Source organism: Sphingobium sp. SJ10-10 (assembly GCF_036038995.2).
Lineage (GTDB): Bacteria > Pseudomonadota > Alphaproteobacteria > Sphingomonadales > Sphingomonadaceae > Sphingobium.
This window is the reverse complement of record NZ_CP158132.1, coordinates 2,548,764-2,561,721: the sequence shown is the minus strand read 5'-3', so window position 1 is coordinate 2,561,721 and position 12,958 is coordinate 2,548,764. Positions and strand designations below refer to the sequence as shown.

Genomic DNA, 12,958 nt, shown 5'->3' with positions numbered 1-12,958 from the left:
ACGAACAAAACTTACTTTCCCGCGCATTTTGCCCTAGGCGCGAGCGATGGCAAAATCCCCCCGCCCCGAAGACGTCCCCGGCCTCTCCGCCCGCCGCGCCGCGCTCCGCCTGCTCGATGCTGTGCTGCGCCGGGGCGATCCGCTCGAACTCGCCCTGCACGGCGCCGCCCAGGGACTGGCCCCGGCCGACCGCGCCCTTGTCCACGCCATTGCCGCCGAAACGCTGCGCCACCTGCCCGATCTCGACGCCCTGATCGACAGCGCCACGCGCCAGCCGCTCCCGCATGACGCCAAGGCGCGCATGGTCCTGCGCATCGCCCTCATTCAAGTCCTTGCGCTTGGCACGGCTCCTCATGCCGCCATCGCCACCGCCCTGCCGCTGGTCGACGGCGGCCCGCGCAAGCTGGTCCACGGCGTCTTCGGCACGCTGACCCGCGCCAACCCGACGCTGCCCTCACCGCCAGCCCTCCCGCCCGAGGTCGCCAGCCGCTGGGCCGGGCAATGGGGCGACGCCATGCCGCAAGCCGCCGCCGCGGCCTATGCCCAGCGTCCGCCCATCGACCTCAGCCTGCGCGACGCCGGCGAAACCGCCCGCTGGACCGAAGATCTGGGCGGTCAAAGCTTCGCCCCCGGCCATGTCCGCCTGCCGGAAAGCGCCAATATCCCCGACCTTCCCGGCTTCACCGAGGGCGCCTGGTGGGTGCAGGATCTCGCCGCCTCCATCCCCGCCCGCCTGTTCGGCAAGGGTGAAGGCCGCCACATCCTCGATCTCTGCGCCGCCCCCGGCGGCAAGACCATGCAGCTTGCCACCGCGGGCTGGCGCGTCACCGCCGTCGACCAGTCGAAAAAGCGCCTTGATCGCCTCCGGGAAAACCTCGCCCGCACCGGCCTGTCTGCCGAGGTTGTGCAAGCAGATCTGCGCACTTGGACCCCGGACAGCCCCGCCGACGCCATCCTGCTGGACGCCCCCTGCACCGCCACCGGCATCTACCGCCGCCATCCCGACGTGCTGCACCGCATCGGCCCGCGCCAGATCGCGGAGCTGGCCGAGCTCCAGACCGAACTGCTCGCCCGCGCCGCCGACTGGCTGAAGCCCGGCGGCACGCTGATCTACGCCACCTGCTCGCTCGAACAGGCCGAGGGCGAGGAACAGGTCGCGCAATTCCTGAACGCCCATCCCGATTTCGCTTCACGCCCCGTCGACCCCGCCGAACTGCCCAAAGGCATCGCTCCGACGGCGCAAGGCTGGGTCCGCACCTTGCCCGAAACGCTGGCGGACCGGGGCGGCACGGACGGCTTTTTCATTGCGCGGCTCGTGCGATCCACTAAGCCTTAACCAAGCATCCATTATGGTGCGATCAGACCGTGCCGTTGTTGTCCGAGCCGCTCCAGGAAAGACCCGCTTTGCGCCCGACCGAGCCTCTTCCCCTGAACCATAGCTGGCCGCTCTACGCCCTGCGGGAGCATCTGGCGCCGGTCATGCTGGACGACCGGCTGGCCCGCGACGACGAGGCGCTGGCCGAGCGCGGCCTGGGCCTATGGCACTGCGACCTCAGCGACAACAGCCTGAACTGGACCGACGGCGTCTACGACATTTTCGGGCTGGAGCGGGGCATGCTCGTCCCGCGCGCCCTCGCCGTGTCGCTCTATGCGCCGGAAAGCTGTGCCGCCATGGAGCAGCTCCGCGCCTATGCCATCCGCCACCGGCGCGGCTTCACGCTGGACGTCGACATTCGCCCGGCGGACGGCGGCGAATGCGTCATGCGCCTGATCGCCGCTCCCATTGTCAAGCAAAATCAAGTGGTTGCTTTACACGGCGTTAAGCAATTCCTGCCCAAGGGCGCAGGCCCGTCCAAGGGGTTGGACCCCACGCTGTTCGTCCTGTCCTGAAGACTATCGCCACAGCCGCCAAAATCCCTGTCATCAAAAGCCTGTGGATAGCGCGAATCGGGCGTTGCCCTTAACCACGGCCAAGGCTAAGGCCGAAGGTCAAATGACCAGTCCGATCCTGATCTCGCCCTCCATCCTGTCCGCCGATTTCGCCCGCCTGGGCGAGGAGGTCCGCGCCATTGACGAAGCCGGCGCCGACTGGATTCACATCGATGTGATGGACGGCCATTTCGTGCCCAACATCACCATCGGCCCCGGCGTGGTGAAGGCGCTGCGTCCGCACACGAAGAAGCCGTTCGACGTCCACCTGATGATCTCCCCGGTGGATCAGTATCTGAACGCCTTTGCCGAAGCGGGCGCCGACATATTGACCGTCCATCCGGAAGCCGGTCCCCACATCCATCGCTCGATCCAGCACATCAAGTCGCTGGGCGTGCAGGCGGGCGTGGTGCTGAATCCCGGCACCCCGGCCAAGATGCTGGATTACCTGATCGATGACGTCGACCTGATCCTGGTGATGAGCGTCAACCCCGGCTTTGGCGGCCAGAGCTTCATCACCAACCAGCTTCGCAAGATCGAGGCTATCCGCAAGATGATCGAGAAATCGGGCCGCGACATCCGCCTGCAAGTCGACGGCGGCATCGACTTCAAGACCGCGCCTTTGGCGATCGAAGCGGGCGCCGACGTGCTGGTGGCGGGCACCGCGACCTTCCGCGGGGGGCCAAGCGCCTATGCCGACAATATCCGGACGCTGCGCGGCGGGTGAGCGACCGCCGCCGCCTTTCCCCCCAATCCGTCCCGCCTCATTCTTCCGGGATTGAGGCCGAAACCGACCGGCCGGAAGACGGAATCGAACAGGGCAAGCGGCTCATCCGTATCGCGGATGACAAGGGGCTTTCGCTGGCTCAGCGCGTCGCCAACCGCTTCTACCTGCTCAGCTGGAAGACGCCGATCCACGGCCGCCGCTTGAAGGGCAAATATCCGCTCAAGCTGCTCGCCGTTCCCGATGATGAAATCCCCGGCAACGCCCATGCGGGCCAGGCGATCCGGGCGGGCTATTTCCTGTTCCGGGGTCTGAAACAGCCCTTGGGCAAATTGGATTTCGCCAATCCGGGCCAAAATCCCGGTATGTCGCCCGGCTTCACCGATTATCTGCACGGCTTTCACTGGCTGCGCGATCTCGCCACCGTCGCCACCCGCGAACAGGCCGCGCCACTGGCCGAAGGCGTGATGCGCAAATGGCTCGACGCCCATGCCGAGACGCCCAGCGAACCCGCCTGGCGCGCCGACAATGCGGGGTGGCGCCTGCTCTTCTGGTCGGCCCATGCGCCGCTGATCCTGTCCTCCAGCGACCTCGTCTATCGGTCGCTGGTGCTGAACTGCATCGCCCGCACCGCTCGCCATCTCGATCGTGGCGCTGACAAGGCGCATATCGGCCTGCCTCGCCTTGTCGCCTGGGGCGGCATCGTCGCGGCGTCGATGCTGCTGCCGGGCGGCGCGGCGCGCAAGCTGTTCGGGGAAGCGGGCCTGAAACGCGCGCTCGACAGCGGCCTTCACACCGATGGCGGCATCATCTCCCGTTCCCCGCTCGACCAGTTGGAAACGATCATGCTGCTGACCATGGTCGCCGCAGTCTATGAGGTGCGCCGCGAACAGGCGCCGGCCTTCCTGAAGGACGCGCTCGGCAAGGCGGTTCCGGCTTTGCTCGGCCTCACCCATGGCGATGGGGGTCTGGGCAACTGGCAGGGCGCGGGCGCGATCGATCCCGCCACCATCGAAGCCGTGATCCGCGCCAGCCGCGTGCGCGCCCGTCCGCTGCGGCAGGCCAATGGGTGGGGCTATCAGCGCCTTGCCGCCGGCGGCACAGTGGTCCAGATCGACGCCGCCCCGCCGCCGGTCGCGCAATTGGCCGACGCGGGCTGCGCCTCCACCGGCGCGATCGAGATCAGCGACGGCCAGCAGCGGCTCGTCATCAATTGCGGCGGCGCCGCGCTGGTAGGCGCATGGATCGGCCGCGACCTGGCGCAGGGTCTGCGCACCACCGCCGCGCACAGCACTTTGGTGCTCGATGACAGCAATTCCACCGCCCTGCTGCCCGACGGCACGCTGGGCAAGGGCGTGACCGAGGTGGAGATCAACCGCCAGGAAACGGAAGGCGGCAGCCGCCTCGACCTTTCCCATGACGGCTATGTCCGCCGCATGGGCTATGTCCACCGCCGTCTGCTGTTGATGAGCGGCGACGGCAAGGAAATCAGGGGCGAGGACATGCTGACCCCCGCCGCCCGCCGGAGGAAGCCGGTGAAGCTGCCGGTCCAGCTCCGCTTCCATTTGGCGCCGGGCGTTGAGCCCACGTCCACCGCCGACGGCATGGGCGCGCTGCTGCGCATCGACACGGGCGCCACCTGGCAATTCCGCGCCAATGCCGGAAAACTGGCGATCGAGGAAAGCCTCTGGACCGATGCCGAAGGCCGTCCCCACGGCACGCGGCAGTTGGTGGTCACCAGCGAAGCGCTTCCTGGCGGCTCCTCCATAGGCTGGCTTTTCAAGAAGGTGGGCTGACCGGCCAGAAGGGCTGTTTGGGGTGAATATTCAGCCGAAGCATTTTACCTGCTCCTGTGAATGCAGGAGCAGGGTGCACTCAAACGGAATGAATGTTTGCCCTGCCCAGACCACGCCTCAGGCGGCCGCTTCCTCCAACGCCGGATAATCGACATAGCCCTCGGCACCCTGGCTATAGAGCGTCGCCAAGTTCGGGCTGTTGAGCGGCGCGTTGATCTGTAGACGCTTCGGCAGGTCCGGATTGGCCAGGAAGGCGCGGCCGAAGCTCACCCCATCCGCCAGACCGCTGTCCAGATCCTGCTGCGCCCGTTCCAGGTCATAATCGCTGTTCAGGATCAGCGGCCCGGAAAAATGCCGGCGAATGACCGGCGACTGGCGCGGCACGTCGGTCCGGCCGAAGGTGCCGTCCGGTCCCGGTTCGCGCAGTTCGAGGAAGGCGATGCCGATCTGTTGCAACACCTCCGCCGCTGCCGCAAACAGCGCGGAGGGATTGCTGTCGTCGACGCCCTGCGAGTCCCCATTGGGCGACAGGCGTACGGAAACGCGATCGGCGCCTAGGGCATCGGTCACCGCCTGCGTCACCTCCCGCAGCAGGCGTACGCGGTTCTCGATCGACCCGCCGTAACTATCGTCCCGATGGTTGCTGCCGTCGCGCAGGAACTGGTCGATCAGATAACCGTTCGCGGCATGGATCTGCACGCCGTCGAAACCCGCTGCAATGGCGTTGCGTGCGGCATGGACATAGTCCGCGATCACGCCCGGAATTTCCTCGATGGCCAACGGCCGCGCCGGTTCATAGGGCTGCTTGCCCGCATAGGTGTGGGCATCGCCAGGCCCGGTGGTGGCGCTGGCCGACACCGGCTGTTCGCCGGTCACGCTGCTGTGCACCACCCGGCCCATATGCCAGAGCTGCGCGACGATCCGTCCGCCCGCCTCATGCACGGCCGCCGTCACCGGCTGCCACGCCGCCGCCTGTTCATCCGACCAAAGCCCCGGCGCATAGGGCCAGCCCAGCCCCTGCCGGGAAATGCCCGTCGCCTCGCTGATGATCAGGCCCGCCGAAGCGCGCTGGCGATAATAGTCCGCCATGATCGGCGTCGGCACATGGTCGCGGGTTGCGCGGCCGCGGGTCAACGGCGCCATCAGCATGCGGTTGGGCGCATGGATCGCGCCGAGCTGCACCGGTTCGAACAGATTGGCCATGAAATATTCCCTCTTCAAAGTTGCAGATTGCAACGGGATGTGCCTGCCAAAGCCAACTAGGAAGCCGCCATGGCCGCTTCAACCCCTCTTCCCGCAGAAGATGGGCAAGATTTGCTTTCCCCGCGCTGATTCCGGCTAATCGGCGCGGGTGCTTGTGCGCCTGCCCGGCCGGGCTTAATAGCCTGTCATGACCCCGACGCACCAGGACATGACGCTGGACGAAGTCCGCGCCGCGCTTGCCCCGATCCTGCCCCGTCACGCCGCCTTCGACGGCTGGCGTCCGGAGGCCGTGACGATGGCGGCGGAGCAATGCGGCATCGATGCCGATATCGCCGCGCTGGCCTTCCCCGACGGCGCGATGGACATGATCGATGCGTGGTTCGAAAGCATCGACACGCGGATGCTGGCAGCGCTGCCGCCGGAAAAGCTGGCCGCGCTCTCGATTCGCCAGCGCATCATCGCGCTTGTCGAAACCCGCCTCACCCTGCTCGCGCGCGACCGGGAAGCGCTGCGCCGGGCCCAGGCGACCCTGGCCATGCCGCGCAACGCCGCCCGCGCCGCCAAGCTCGGCTGGCGCGCCGCCGACGGCATGTGGCGCGCCGCAGGCGACGAGTCGACCGACCTCAACCACTATACGAAGCGCCTGACGCTGGCGGGCGTTTATGCCGCGACCCTGCTGGTCTTCGTCGATGACGAGAGCGAGGATTGGACGGAAACCCGCGCTTTTCTGGCCCGGCGGATCGAGGGCGTGATGCGGTTCGAGCGCGCCAAGGCCCAGTGGAAGGGCATAGGCGGCGGCGAACGGCTGAGCTTCGCCCGCTTCATCGGGCGGCTGCGTTACCCCGCCATATAATCTGCCGCGCCGCCGCGCCGATTCGCGCTGGCCTTTTCCAATCGGTATTGATAGTCACTCGCAGAAGTAAATGACGAGTGCCTTACCCTTGCGCCTGACCGAACTGCCGTTGCGCCAACCCGCTTATGTGGACCTGATCGACTGGAAAGCCTTGTCCGCATCCGACGGGCAGAGATTGCGGGAATTCGGCCTGTGCGAAGGCGCCAGCGTGGAGGCGCTGCACCATGGCGGCCTGCTGGGCCGTGGCCCCATCGCCTGTAAGGTCGGCCGCATGACCATCGCCATGCGCCGCAACCATGCCGCCGCCATCACGGTCCGCACCGGGCCGCAGGACGACATCGCGACGGAAAAAGGCGCATGACCGGCCTGCCGCTGATCGCGCTGGTCGGCAATCCCAATGCCGGCAAGAGCGCCCTGTTCAACGCGCTGACCGGCGCCCGCCAGAAGCTGGGCAATTATCCCGGCGTCACCGTGGAGCGCAAGGCTGGCCGCTTTTCCCTGTCCGACGGTCGCCCGATCGAACTGGTCGACCTGCCCGGCACCTACAGTCTCAACCCCACCAGCCCTGACGAACAGGTGACGCGGGACGTCATATTGGGCAAGCAGGCGGGCGAGCGGCTGCCCGATGCACTGGTGGTGGTGGTCGACGCCTCCAATCTCGACAATCATCTCCGCTTCGCGCTGGAACTGATCGGACTCGGCCTGCCGACCATCGTGGCGCTCAACATGGTCGACCTCGCCACCCGTGACGGGCTGGAGCTGGACGCCAATATCCTCTCCCGCGAGCTGGGCGTGCCGGTGATCTCCACCGTCGCGGTCCGCAAGCGTGGCTTGGACCATCTGCGTACAGAACTGGAATCGATGCTCGACGGCAGCGTAGGCAGGGTCCGCGCTTCAGGCGAACAACGCGATTTCGACGGCCTGCGCCAGGAAGCGCGCCGCATCGCCCGCGCCGCCATCGTGCGTGAAACCCCCTCCCGCCGCCTGACCGCCGCGGTCGACCGGGTGGCGCTCCATCCGGTAGCGGGGCTGATCCTGCTGCTCGCCCTGCTTTTCATCATGTTCCAGGCGGTCTACGCCTGGTCCGAAGCACCGATCGCCATGATCGAGGGCTTTGTCGCCAGCGCCAGCGATGCCGTGATGGCGGCACTGCCCGGCGGACTGCTGCGCTCCTTCCTGGTCGACGGGGTGCTGAACGGCGTCGGTTCAGTCATCGTGTTCCTGCCGCAGATCCTGATCCTCTTCTTCTTCATCCTGATGCTGGAGGCGACCGGCTATATGGTCCGCGCCGCCTTCCTGATGGATGGCATCATGGCGAAGGTCGGGCTGTCGGGCCGCGCCTTCATCCCGCTGCTCTCCTCCTTCGCCTGCGCGGTGCCGGGGATCATGGCGACCCGCACCATCGCGGACCCGAAGGATCGGCTGACCACCATATTGATCGCGCCGCTGATGACCTGCTCGGCGCGGCTGCCGGTCTATGCGGTGATCATCGGCGCCTTCATCCCGGCGCGCACCGTGGCGCTCGGCATCGGCCTGCAAGGGCTGGTCCTCTTCTTCCTCTATATTTCCGGCATCGTCGGCGCGATGCTGGCCGCGCTGGTCCTGCGCCGGACCGTCACCAAGGGCGCCAGCGGCGGTTTCCTGATGGAGATGCCCAAATATCAATGGCCCCGGTCGCAGGACATATTGCTCGGCCTGTGGCAGCGCGCGGTGATTTTCCTCAAGCGCGCGGGCACGATCATCTTCACCTCGACCGTGATCCTCTGGGTGTTGCTCAGCTTCCCCAAGGCGCCGGAGAATAGCGGCGTCAGCCAGGTCAATTATTCGATTGCGGGCCGCGTCGCCAACGGCCTCAACCTCGTGCTGGAGCCGATCGGCTTCAACCGCGACATTTCGCTGGCCCTGATCCCCGCCATGGCGGCGCGAGAAGTCGCCGTTTCAGCCCTCGCCACCGTCTATTCGCTCGACGCGGACGAGGATGAGGCGAAGTTGGAACGCAGCCTGGGCGACCGGCTGAAGGATAAGTGGCCGCTGCCGACCGCACTCGCCTTCCTCGCCTGGTTCGTGTTCGCGCCGCAATGCATCTCGACCATCGCCGTGACGAAGCGGGAAACCAATGGCTGGAAATGGCCGCTGTTCATGATCGGCTATCTGTTCGTGCTGGCCTATGTCGCGGCGGGCCTCACTTATTGGACCGCGACCGCCATCGGGCTGGGTTGAGAATTTTGCGCCCGGTCAAGGCGAGGCGAACCAAAAAAGCCTAGCCCGCCGGTCATGGCCAGCCCCCTTCTCTTCACATTCGCCCTCTGGGCCTTGCTGCTGACCCCCGGTCCCACCAACAGCCTGATGGCGCTGGCGGGCGGGCAGAAGGGTCTGTGCCGCGCGGCATCGCTGATCCCGGCGGAACTCGGCGCCTATTTGATCGTGGTGATTCCGCTCGCCATGCTGGGCAAGGATGGCATCGCAAGCTGGCCCTCGCAGGCGATCAAGCTCGGCGCCGCGATCTGGGTTCTCCATCTGGCGCTCAAGCTCTGGCGCGCCGCCATGCCAACCGGCGGAACCGCCGACATCACCGCCCGGCAGTTGTTCGTCACGACCCTGCTCAACCCCAAGGGACTGATCATCGGCCTGGCCCTTCTTCCCGCCGCAACGCATCCCGCCTTTGCGCTCGATCTGCTGATCCTGTCTCTGTCGGTGATCGCCGCGGCCCTGCTCTGGGCGGGACTCGGCGCCGGGATTGGCCGCGTGCGCTGGCTTCCCCGGATCGCGGCTGCCTGGCTGGCGCTGCTCTCGGGAGGCCTGGCCTTTGGCGCGATGGCGCATTGAGCCGGTTCCATTCCGGAAACAGCCCGCTATAAGAGCCTGCTAACGCTTCGGAGGAAACATGGCGGGTTCGGTCAACAAGGTCATTCTGGTGGGCAATCTGGGCGCGGACCCGGAAGTGAAGAGCTTTCAGAATGGCGGCAAGGTGTGCAACCTGCGGATCGCGACCTCCGAAAGCTGGAAGGACCGCAATTCGGGCGAGCGCAAGGAGCGCACCGAATGGCACAGCGTCTCGATCTTCTCCGAAGGCCTGGCTGGCGTTGCTGAACGCTTCCTGCGCAAGGGCAGCAAGGTCTATCTGGAGGGCCAGTTGCGCACCCGCAAATGGCAGGACCAGTCGGGCAATGACCGCTACACGACCGAAGTCGTGCTGCAAGGGCCGGGCGCGGTGTTGACCATGCTGGACGGCGCACCGGGCGGCGGTGGCGGCCAGGGCGGCGGCTTCGGTGGTGGCCGCTCGCAGGGCGGCAGCGACTGGAGCGGCGGATCGAGCGGCTTTGGCGGCGGTGACTATGATGATTTCGGCGGCGGCGGCTCTGGCAGCGGTCCCGGCCGCTCCTCGGGCGGTGGCCGCGGCAGCGCGGGCGGGCCGAATTTCGACAATGACCTGGATGACGAAGTGCCGTTCTGACGGCTTTTGCCTTGGATAGAGAGACGCGCTCCGACCTTCCGGCCGGGGCGTTTTTCTTTGGCGGTTAAGGGTGGAGGGCGCACATTGATGTCGATTCTAGTGCGCCATGCTCCTGCCCTCGCAGGAGCAGTGATCGTTTAGTGGCGGCAACTGGCCATTGGCTAATATGGCGTTCCCGCGAACCGGGAGGGGGCGATGACAGTAATCCACGCTGAAGCGGATATATTTCAAAACCCGGCGCGAACGCTCATCACGCCGCACCTTGATCGGACCGCTTGATCGGACCGCCGATCGACCAGACATGGCCATAGGGATCGGTCAGTTGGCCATAACGCTCGCCCCAGAATTGGTTTTCGATCGGGAAACGGACGCTCGCCCCCGCTTCGATCGCGCGTTTCCACCAGGCGTCGGCATCGTCGACCACCAGATGCAGGGTGATGCCCCTGGGCGCCTCGGCCGGGGTGCCGCCACTCATTTCAGGGAAATGGTCGTTCAGCATCAACGAACCGCCATTGATGCGCAAATGCGCGTGCATGATGCGCTGGCGACCCTCCGCGACATGGCGCATCAGTTCGGCGGCGCCAAAAGCGCGGGAATAGAAGGCGATGGCTTCGGCCGCCTTGTCATTGCCGATGGTCAGGTGCGGGACGACGCCTGCTGTGGGACGTATGGCCGTGGGGCTTTGTGCTTCTGTCATGTGCGGCTTCCCCTCTTCAAAAAGCGTCGGACCGGCGCAGGATAGGCGCTTTGCAGGCGGATCAGAAGATGCCCAGGAATTTCTTCTCCTGACTTTTTTTCTCCTTTTGGCTGCCCTTCCCGGCCTCGTCCTTGGCCGTGGTGCCACGACCGACATCGTCGCGGGGCTTGCCGCCTTTGGTGCGTTGGGCGGCAGCGGTCGCGCCGGCAAGGACCGGGCCGCAGGCCGCGCTTTTTGCGTCGCCTATGTCGACAAAGGCGAGAACGGCAGCGAGTGGGCTGGCGGCGACGCCCAGCGCCGCCGCCGCGCCGCCGCGGGCGATCAGTTCGGGGCTGATAACGTCGATATGGGGTTTGACGAAAGTGCCGTCGAGGCTGACCGGGGACTGGCCGGAGAAGAGGCTGAACTTCTTGCCGTCGGCGCGGAAGGCGAGGTCGAGGCTTTCATTGCGGAAGGAAAAGCCGCCCCGGCCCAGCAGCACATTTTTTTCCGTGTCGATGATGATCGGGTCCGCCGCCGCCACGCCGTTGCGAACGGTGAAGGCGATGAGGCCGCAATTGATCTGGACCGGCTTCTTGAGCTTGCCCGAGAACATCTTGGTGATGAAGGTGCCGATATCGAGCTCGGAAAGCTGGATGTTGCGGGTCCACATCGATCCGGCGGGCAGGATGACGGCGATGCGCCCGTCGGATGTGCTGAGCGAATCGTGCAGCGTGTCGCCCAGGCCGGTCATCTGGACACGGGCCTTGATCATGCCGGTGGTGCCGGATTCCTCGACGCCCCAGCGGGCGAGCAGCTTGCCCATGGGCGTGGGAGATAGGCGGATGTCGTAGGTGGTGTGCACCGGCTGGCTGCGCGCGTTGATGGAAATATCGGAACTCAGATGGCCGCCGGACATGTCGAAGGTGAGCGGCGACAGCTTCAGCAGGCTGTGATCGAGCGCCAAAGTGAGACCGATATTGGAGATCGGCACATGTTCCGCGCGGATGCGGCGAACGTCATATTGGAGCCGGGCGTCGAAATTGCGCAGCGCTTCGACCCGGAGTGGCGCGTCAGGCAGGATGCGCGGCGTGCCGCCCACGGTGCTGATCGCGCCGTCCGCGCCCTGGGCCTCCAGCTTCTGCGGGTCGTAGCCGATGAAGGGACCGATATCGAGGATGTCGAGCGTCTGGGTCGTCAGATCAGCCTTCAACAGCAGGCGGTTATTGGGGAGCGAGGCGGTCAGCCGCCCGGCGAGGTCGCTATCGCCAAAGCGGCCCTTGAGGTGCGTGAATCGCCATTCGCCGCCTTGCCTGGTGAGCGCGGAGGTCAGGCGGTAATCCCGGGTCTCGGGAATGGCGACGCCCAGGAAGTCGAACAGCCGGGCGAGATTGGGACCGTGGGTGATGAGCCGCAGATCGGCGCCCTCGATCTCGGTCGCGCCGGGGAGGGTGCCGCTGACTTCGAGAATGGTGACGCCAGCCTCGGCATGGAGGGCTAAGCTGTTTTTGCCGCCCGTCACCGTTTCATTGGGCGAGAGCAGGCCGCCGCGCAGGGTGAAGGGTCGCTGCCGCATCGTGCCGGTGCCCGAGAAACGCACATCGCTGGCAAAGCGGCTGTCCTGCGCCTTCACCGTTTCGAAGCCGATATCAGTGGCGAGCTGCATCCGGGGATCGCGGTAGCGCAGCATCGTGCCCGCCAGCAGTGCGCGGCGGATCAGGGGAAGGTTGAGCGGCTCGCCCTTCTTGTGGGGATCACCGAAGGTCCATGTATTGCTCTTGCCGTCGCGGGACCATTCGAGGTCGGCCGCCGCATTGCGCAGTTCGAGCCAGCGGACGCGATATTTGTCTCCGAAGAGGAGGCTTAAAGGCGCGATCCGGCTGTCGATCAGGTCGGCGTGGAAGAAATCGGGGCGGCTTGCCCATGGAGTGTTCGCGACCGTCATCTTTTCGGCGCGGAACTTGATGGTGACGGGATCGAAATAGAGCTGGAAGTCGCCGCCGACCTTGACGGGGCGTTCGAGGCGGCTGGTCAGGAAGCGCTCGAAGGGGTGTTTGAGGAAGCGGCCCTTGGTGACGAACAGGATCAGCCACAGCGCGAAGATGATGCCGACGATCCAGAGCAGGACGCGGAAGGGCAGCGGGATTTTGCGCCAATGTTCCCGGGCACGGTGCAAGTGATGGCGCACGCCCCAAACACCATCATCTTGGTGCGGCACTTGCTTTGCCGGCATGTCCGGCCGGAGGGGATCGGCGTCGGCCATGGCGGTTCAACGCCGGGCGACGCTTTTGGGTCCGAATCGCTTGCTTTGGCGCGATCTTCC

12 protein-coding genes are annotated in these 12,958 nt (G+C 66.1%); 9 read left to right on the top strand and 3 right to left on the bottom strand.

Features of this window, described 5'->3' with window-relative positions; all coding sequences use genetic code 11:
- Positions 1–46 precede the first annotated feature (46 nt).
- From VVT58_RS12440 to VVT58_RS12425, 4 genes are all read left to right on the top strand, one after another.
- Positions 47–1,336 carry a transcription antitermination factor NusB gene (locus VVT58_RS12440; RefSeq protein WP_327752807.1) on the top strand — a complete coding sequence of 430 codons (1,290 nt, stop codon included), beginning with the start codon at positions 47–49 and terminating at the stop codon, positions 1,334–1,336.
- Between the two features lie 68 nt (positions 1,337–1,404).
- On the top strand, positions 1,405–1,890 hold the full coding sequence (locus VVT58_RS12435; RefSeq protein WP_327752808.1) for a diguanylate cyclase: 486 nt from the start codon (positions 1,405–1,407) through the stop codon (positions 1,888–1,890).
- 103 nt (positions 1,891–1,993) lie between these two features.
- Positions 1,994–2,656 carry a ribulose-phosphate 3-epimerase gene (gene rpe, locus VVT58_RS12430; RefSeq protein ID WP_327752809.1) on the top strand — a complete coding sequence of 221 codons (663 nt, stop codon included), beginning with the start codon at positions 1,994–1,996 and terminating at the stop codon, positions 2,654–2,656.
- On the top strand, positions 2,653–4,449 hold the full coding sequence (locus VVT58_RS12425) for a heparinase II/III family protein (RefSeq protein WP_327752810.1): 1,797 nt from the start codon (positions 2,653–2,655) through the stop codon (positions 4,447–4,449). Before rpe ends, VVT58_RS12425 begins: the two co-directional genes overlap by 4 nt.
- 117 nt (positions 4,450–4,566) lie before the next feature.
- Here the strand turns inward: VVT58_RS12425 and VVT58_RS12420 are convergent, their stop codons facing one another.
- On the bottom strand, positions 4,567–5,652 hold the full coding sequence (locus VVT58_RS12420; protein ID WP_327752811.1) for an alkene reductase: 1,086 nt from the start codon (positions 5,650–5,652) through the stop codon (positions 4,567–4,569).
- A 187-nt stretch (positions 5,653–5,839) separates the two neighbouring features.
- On the opposite strand from VVT58_RS12420, the gene VVT58_RS12415 reads away from it, so the two are divergent.
- The 5 genes from VVT58_RS12415 to ssb all read left to right on the top strand — a co-directional run bounded on the left by VVT58_RS12415 (position 5,840) and on the right by ssb (position 9,959).
- Positions 5,840–6,505, top strand: coding sequence for a COQ9 family protein (locus VVT58_RS12415; RefSeq protein WP_066560952.1), 666 nt, complete (start codon positions 5,840–5,842; stop codon positions 6,503–6,505).
- 88 nt (positions 6,506–6,593) lie between these two features.
- Positions 6,594–6,866 (top strand): FeoA family protein, encoded by a 273-nt coding sequence (locus VVT58_RS12410; RefSeq protein WP_066562076.1) that lies wholly within the window; start codon positions 6,594–6,596, stop codon positions 6,864–6,866.
- A complete protein-coding gene (locus tag VVT58_RS12405; protein WP_066560949.1) occupies positions 6,863–8,725 on the top strand; it encodes a ferrous iron transporter B in 1,863 nt (620 codons plus the stop codon). Before VVT58_RS12410 ends, VVT58_RS12405 begins: the two co-directional genes overlap by 4 nt.
- Positions 8,726–8,779: 54 nt before the next feature.
- Positions 8,780–9,331, top strand: a complete 552-nt coding sequence (locus VVT58_RS12400) for a hypothetical protein (protein ID WP_327752812.1) — start codon at positions 8,780–8,782, stop codon at positions 9,329–9,331.
- Positions 9,332–9,389: 58 nt separating this feature from the next.
- Positions 9,390–9,959 carry a single-stranded DNA-binding protein gene (gene ssb / locus VVT58_RS12395; protein ID WP_087574762.1) on the top strand — a complete coding sequence of 190 codons (570 nt, stop codon included), beginning with the start codon at positions 9,390–9,392 and terminating at the stop codon, positions 9,957–9,959.
- A gap of 250 nt (positions 9,960–10,209) precedes the next feature.
- Here the strand turns inward: ssb and VVT58_RS12390 are convergent, their stop codons facing one another.
- Positions 10,210–10,656: a VOC family protein gene (locus VVT58_RS12390; RefSeq protein WP_327752813.1), complete on the bottom strand. Its 447-nt coding sequence runs from the start codon at positions 10,654–10,656 to the stop codon at positions 10,210–10,212.
- A 61-nt stretch (positions 10,657–10,717) separates the two neighbouring features.
- Positions 10,718–12,898 carry an AsmA family protein gene (locus VVT58_RS12385; RefSeq protein WP_327752814.1) on the bottom strand — a complete coding sequence of 727 codons (2,181 nt, stop codon included), beginning with the start codon at positions 12,896–12,898 and terminating at the stop codon, positions 10,718–10,720.
- Between the last annotated feature and the right edge of the window lie 60 nt (positions 12,899–12,958).

Coding starts and splice junctions, on each gene's coding strand:
- VVT58_RS12440 (WP_327752807.1), top strand. CDS start 47: ATGGCAAAATCCCCCCGCCCCGAAGACGTCCCCGGCCTCTCCGCCCGC.
- rpe (WP_327752809.1), top strand. CDS start 1,994: ATGACCAGTCCGATCCTGATCTCGCCCTCCATCCTGTCCGCCGATTTC.
- VVT58_RS12420 (WP_327752811.1), bottom strand. CDS start 5,652: ATGGCCAATCTGTTCGAACCGGTGCAGCTCGGCGCGATCCATGCGCCC.
- VVT58_RS12415 (WP_066560952.1), top strand. CDS start 5,840: ATGACCCCGACGCACCAGGACATGACGCTGGACGAAGTCCGCGCCGCG.
- VVT58_RS12405 (WP_066560949.1), top strand. CDS start 6,863: ATGACCGGCCTGCCGCTGATCGCGCTGGTCGGCAATCCCAATGCCGGC.
- VVT58_RS12400 (WP_327752812.1), top strand. CDS start 8,780: ATGGCCAGCCCCCTTCTCTTCACATTCGCCCTCTGGGCCTTGCTGCTG.
- ssb (WP_087574762.1), top strand. CDS start 9,390: ATGGCGGGTTCGGTCAACAAGGTCATTCTGGTGGGCAATCTGGGCGCG.
- VVT58_RS12390 (WP_327752813.1), bottom strand. CDS start 10,656: ATGACAGAAGCACAAAGCCCCACGGCCATACGTCCCACAGCAGGCGTC.
- VVT58_RS12385 (WP_327752814.1), bottom strand. CDS start 12,898: ATGGCCGACGCCGATCCCCTCCGGCCGGACATGCCGGCAAAGCAAGTG.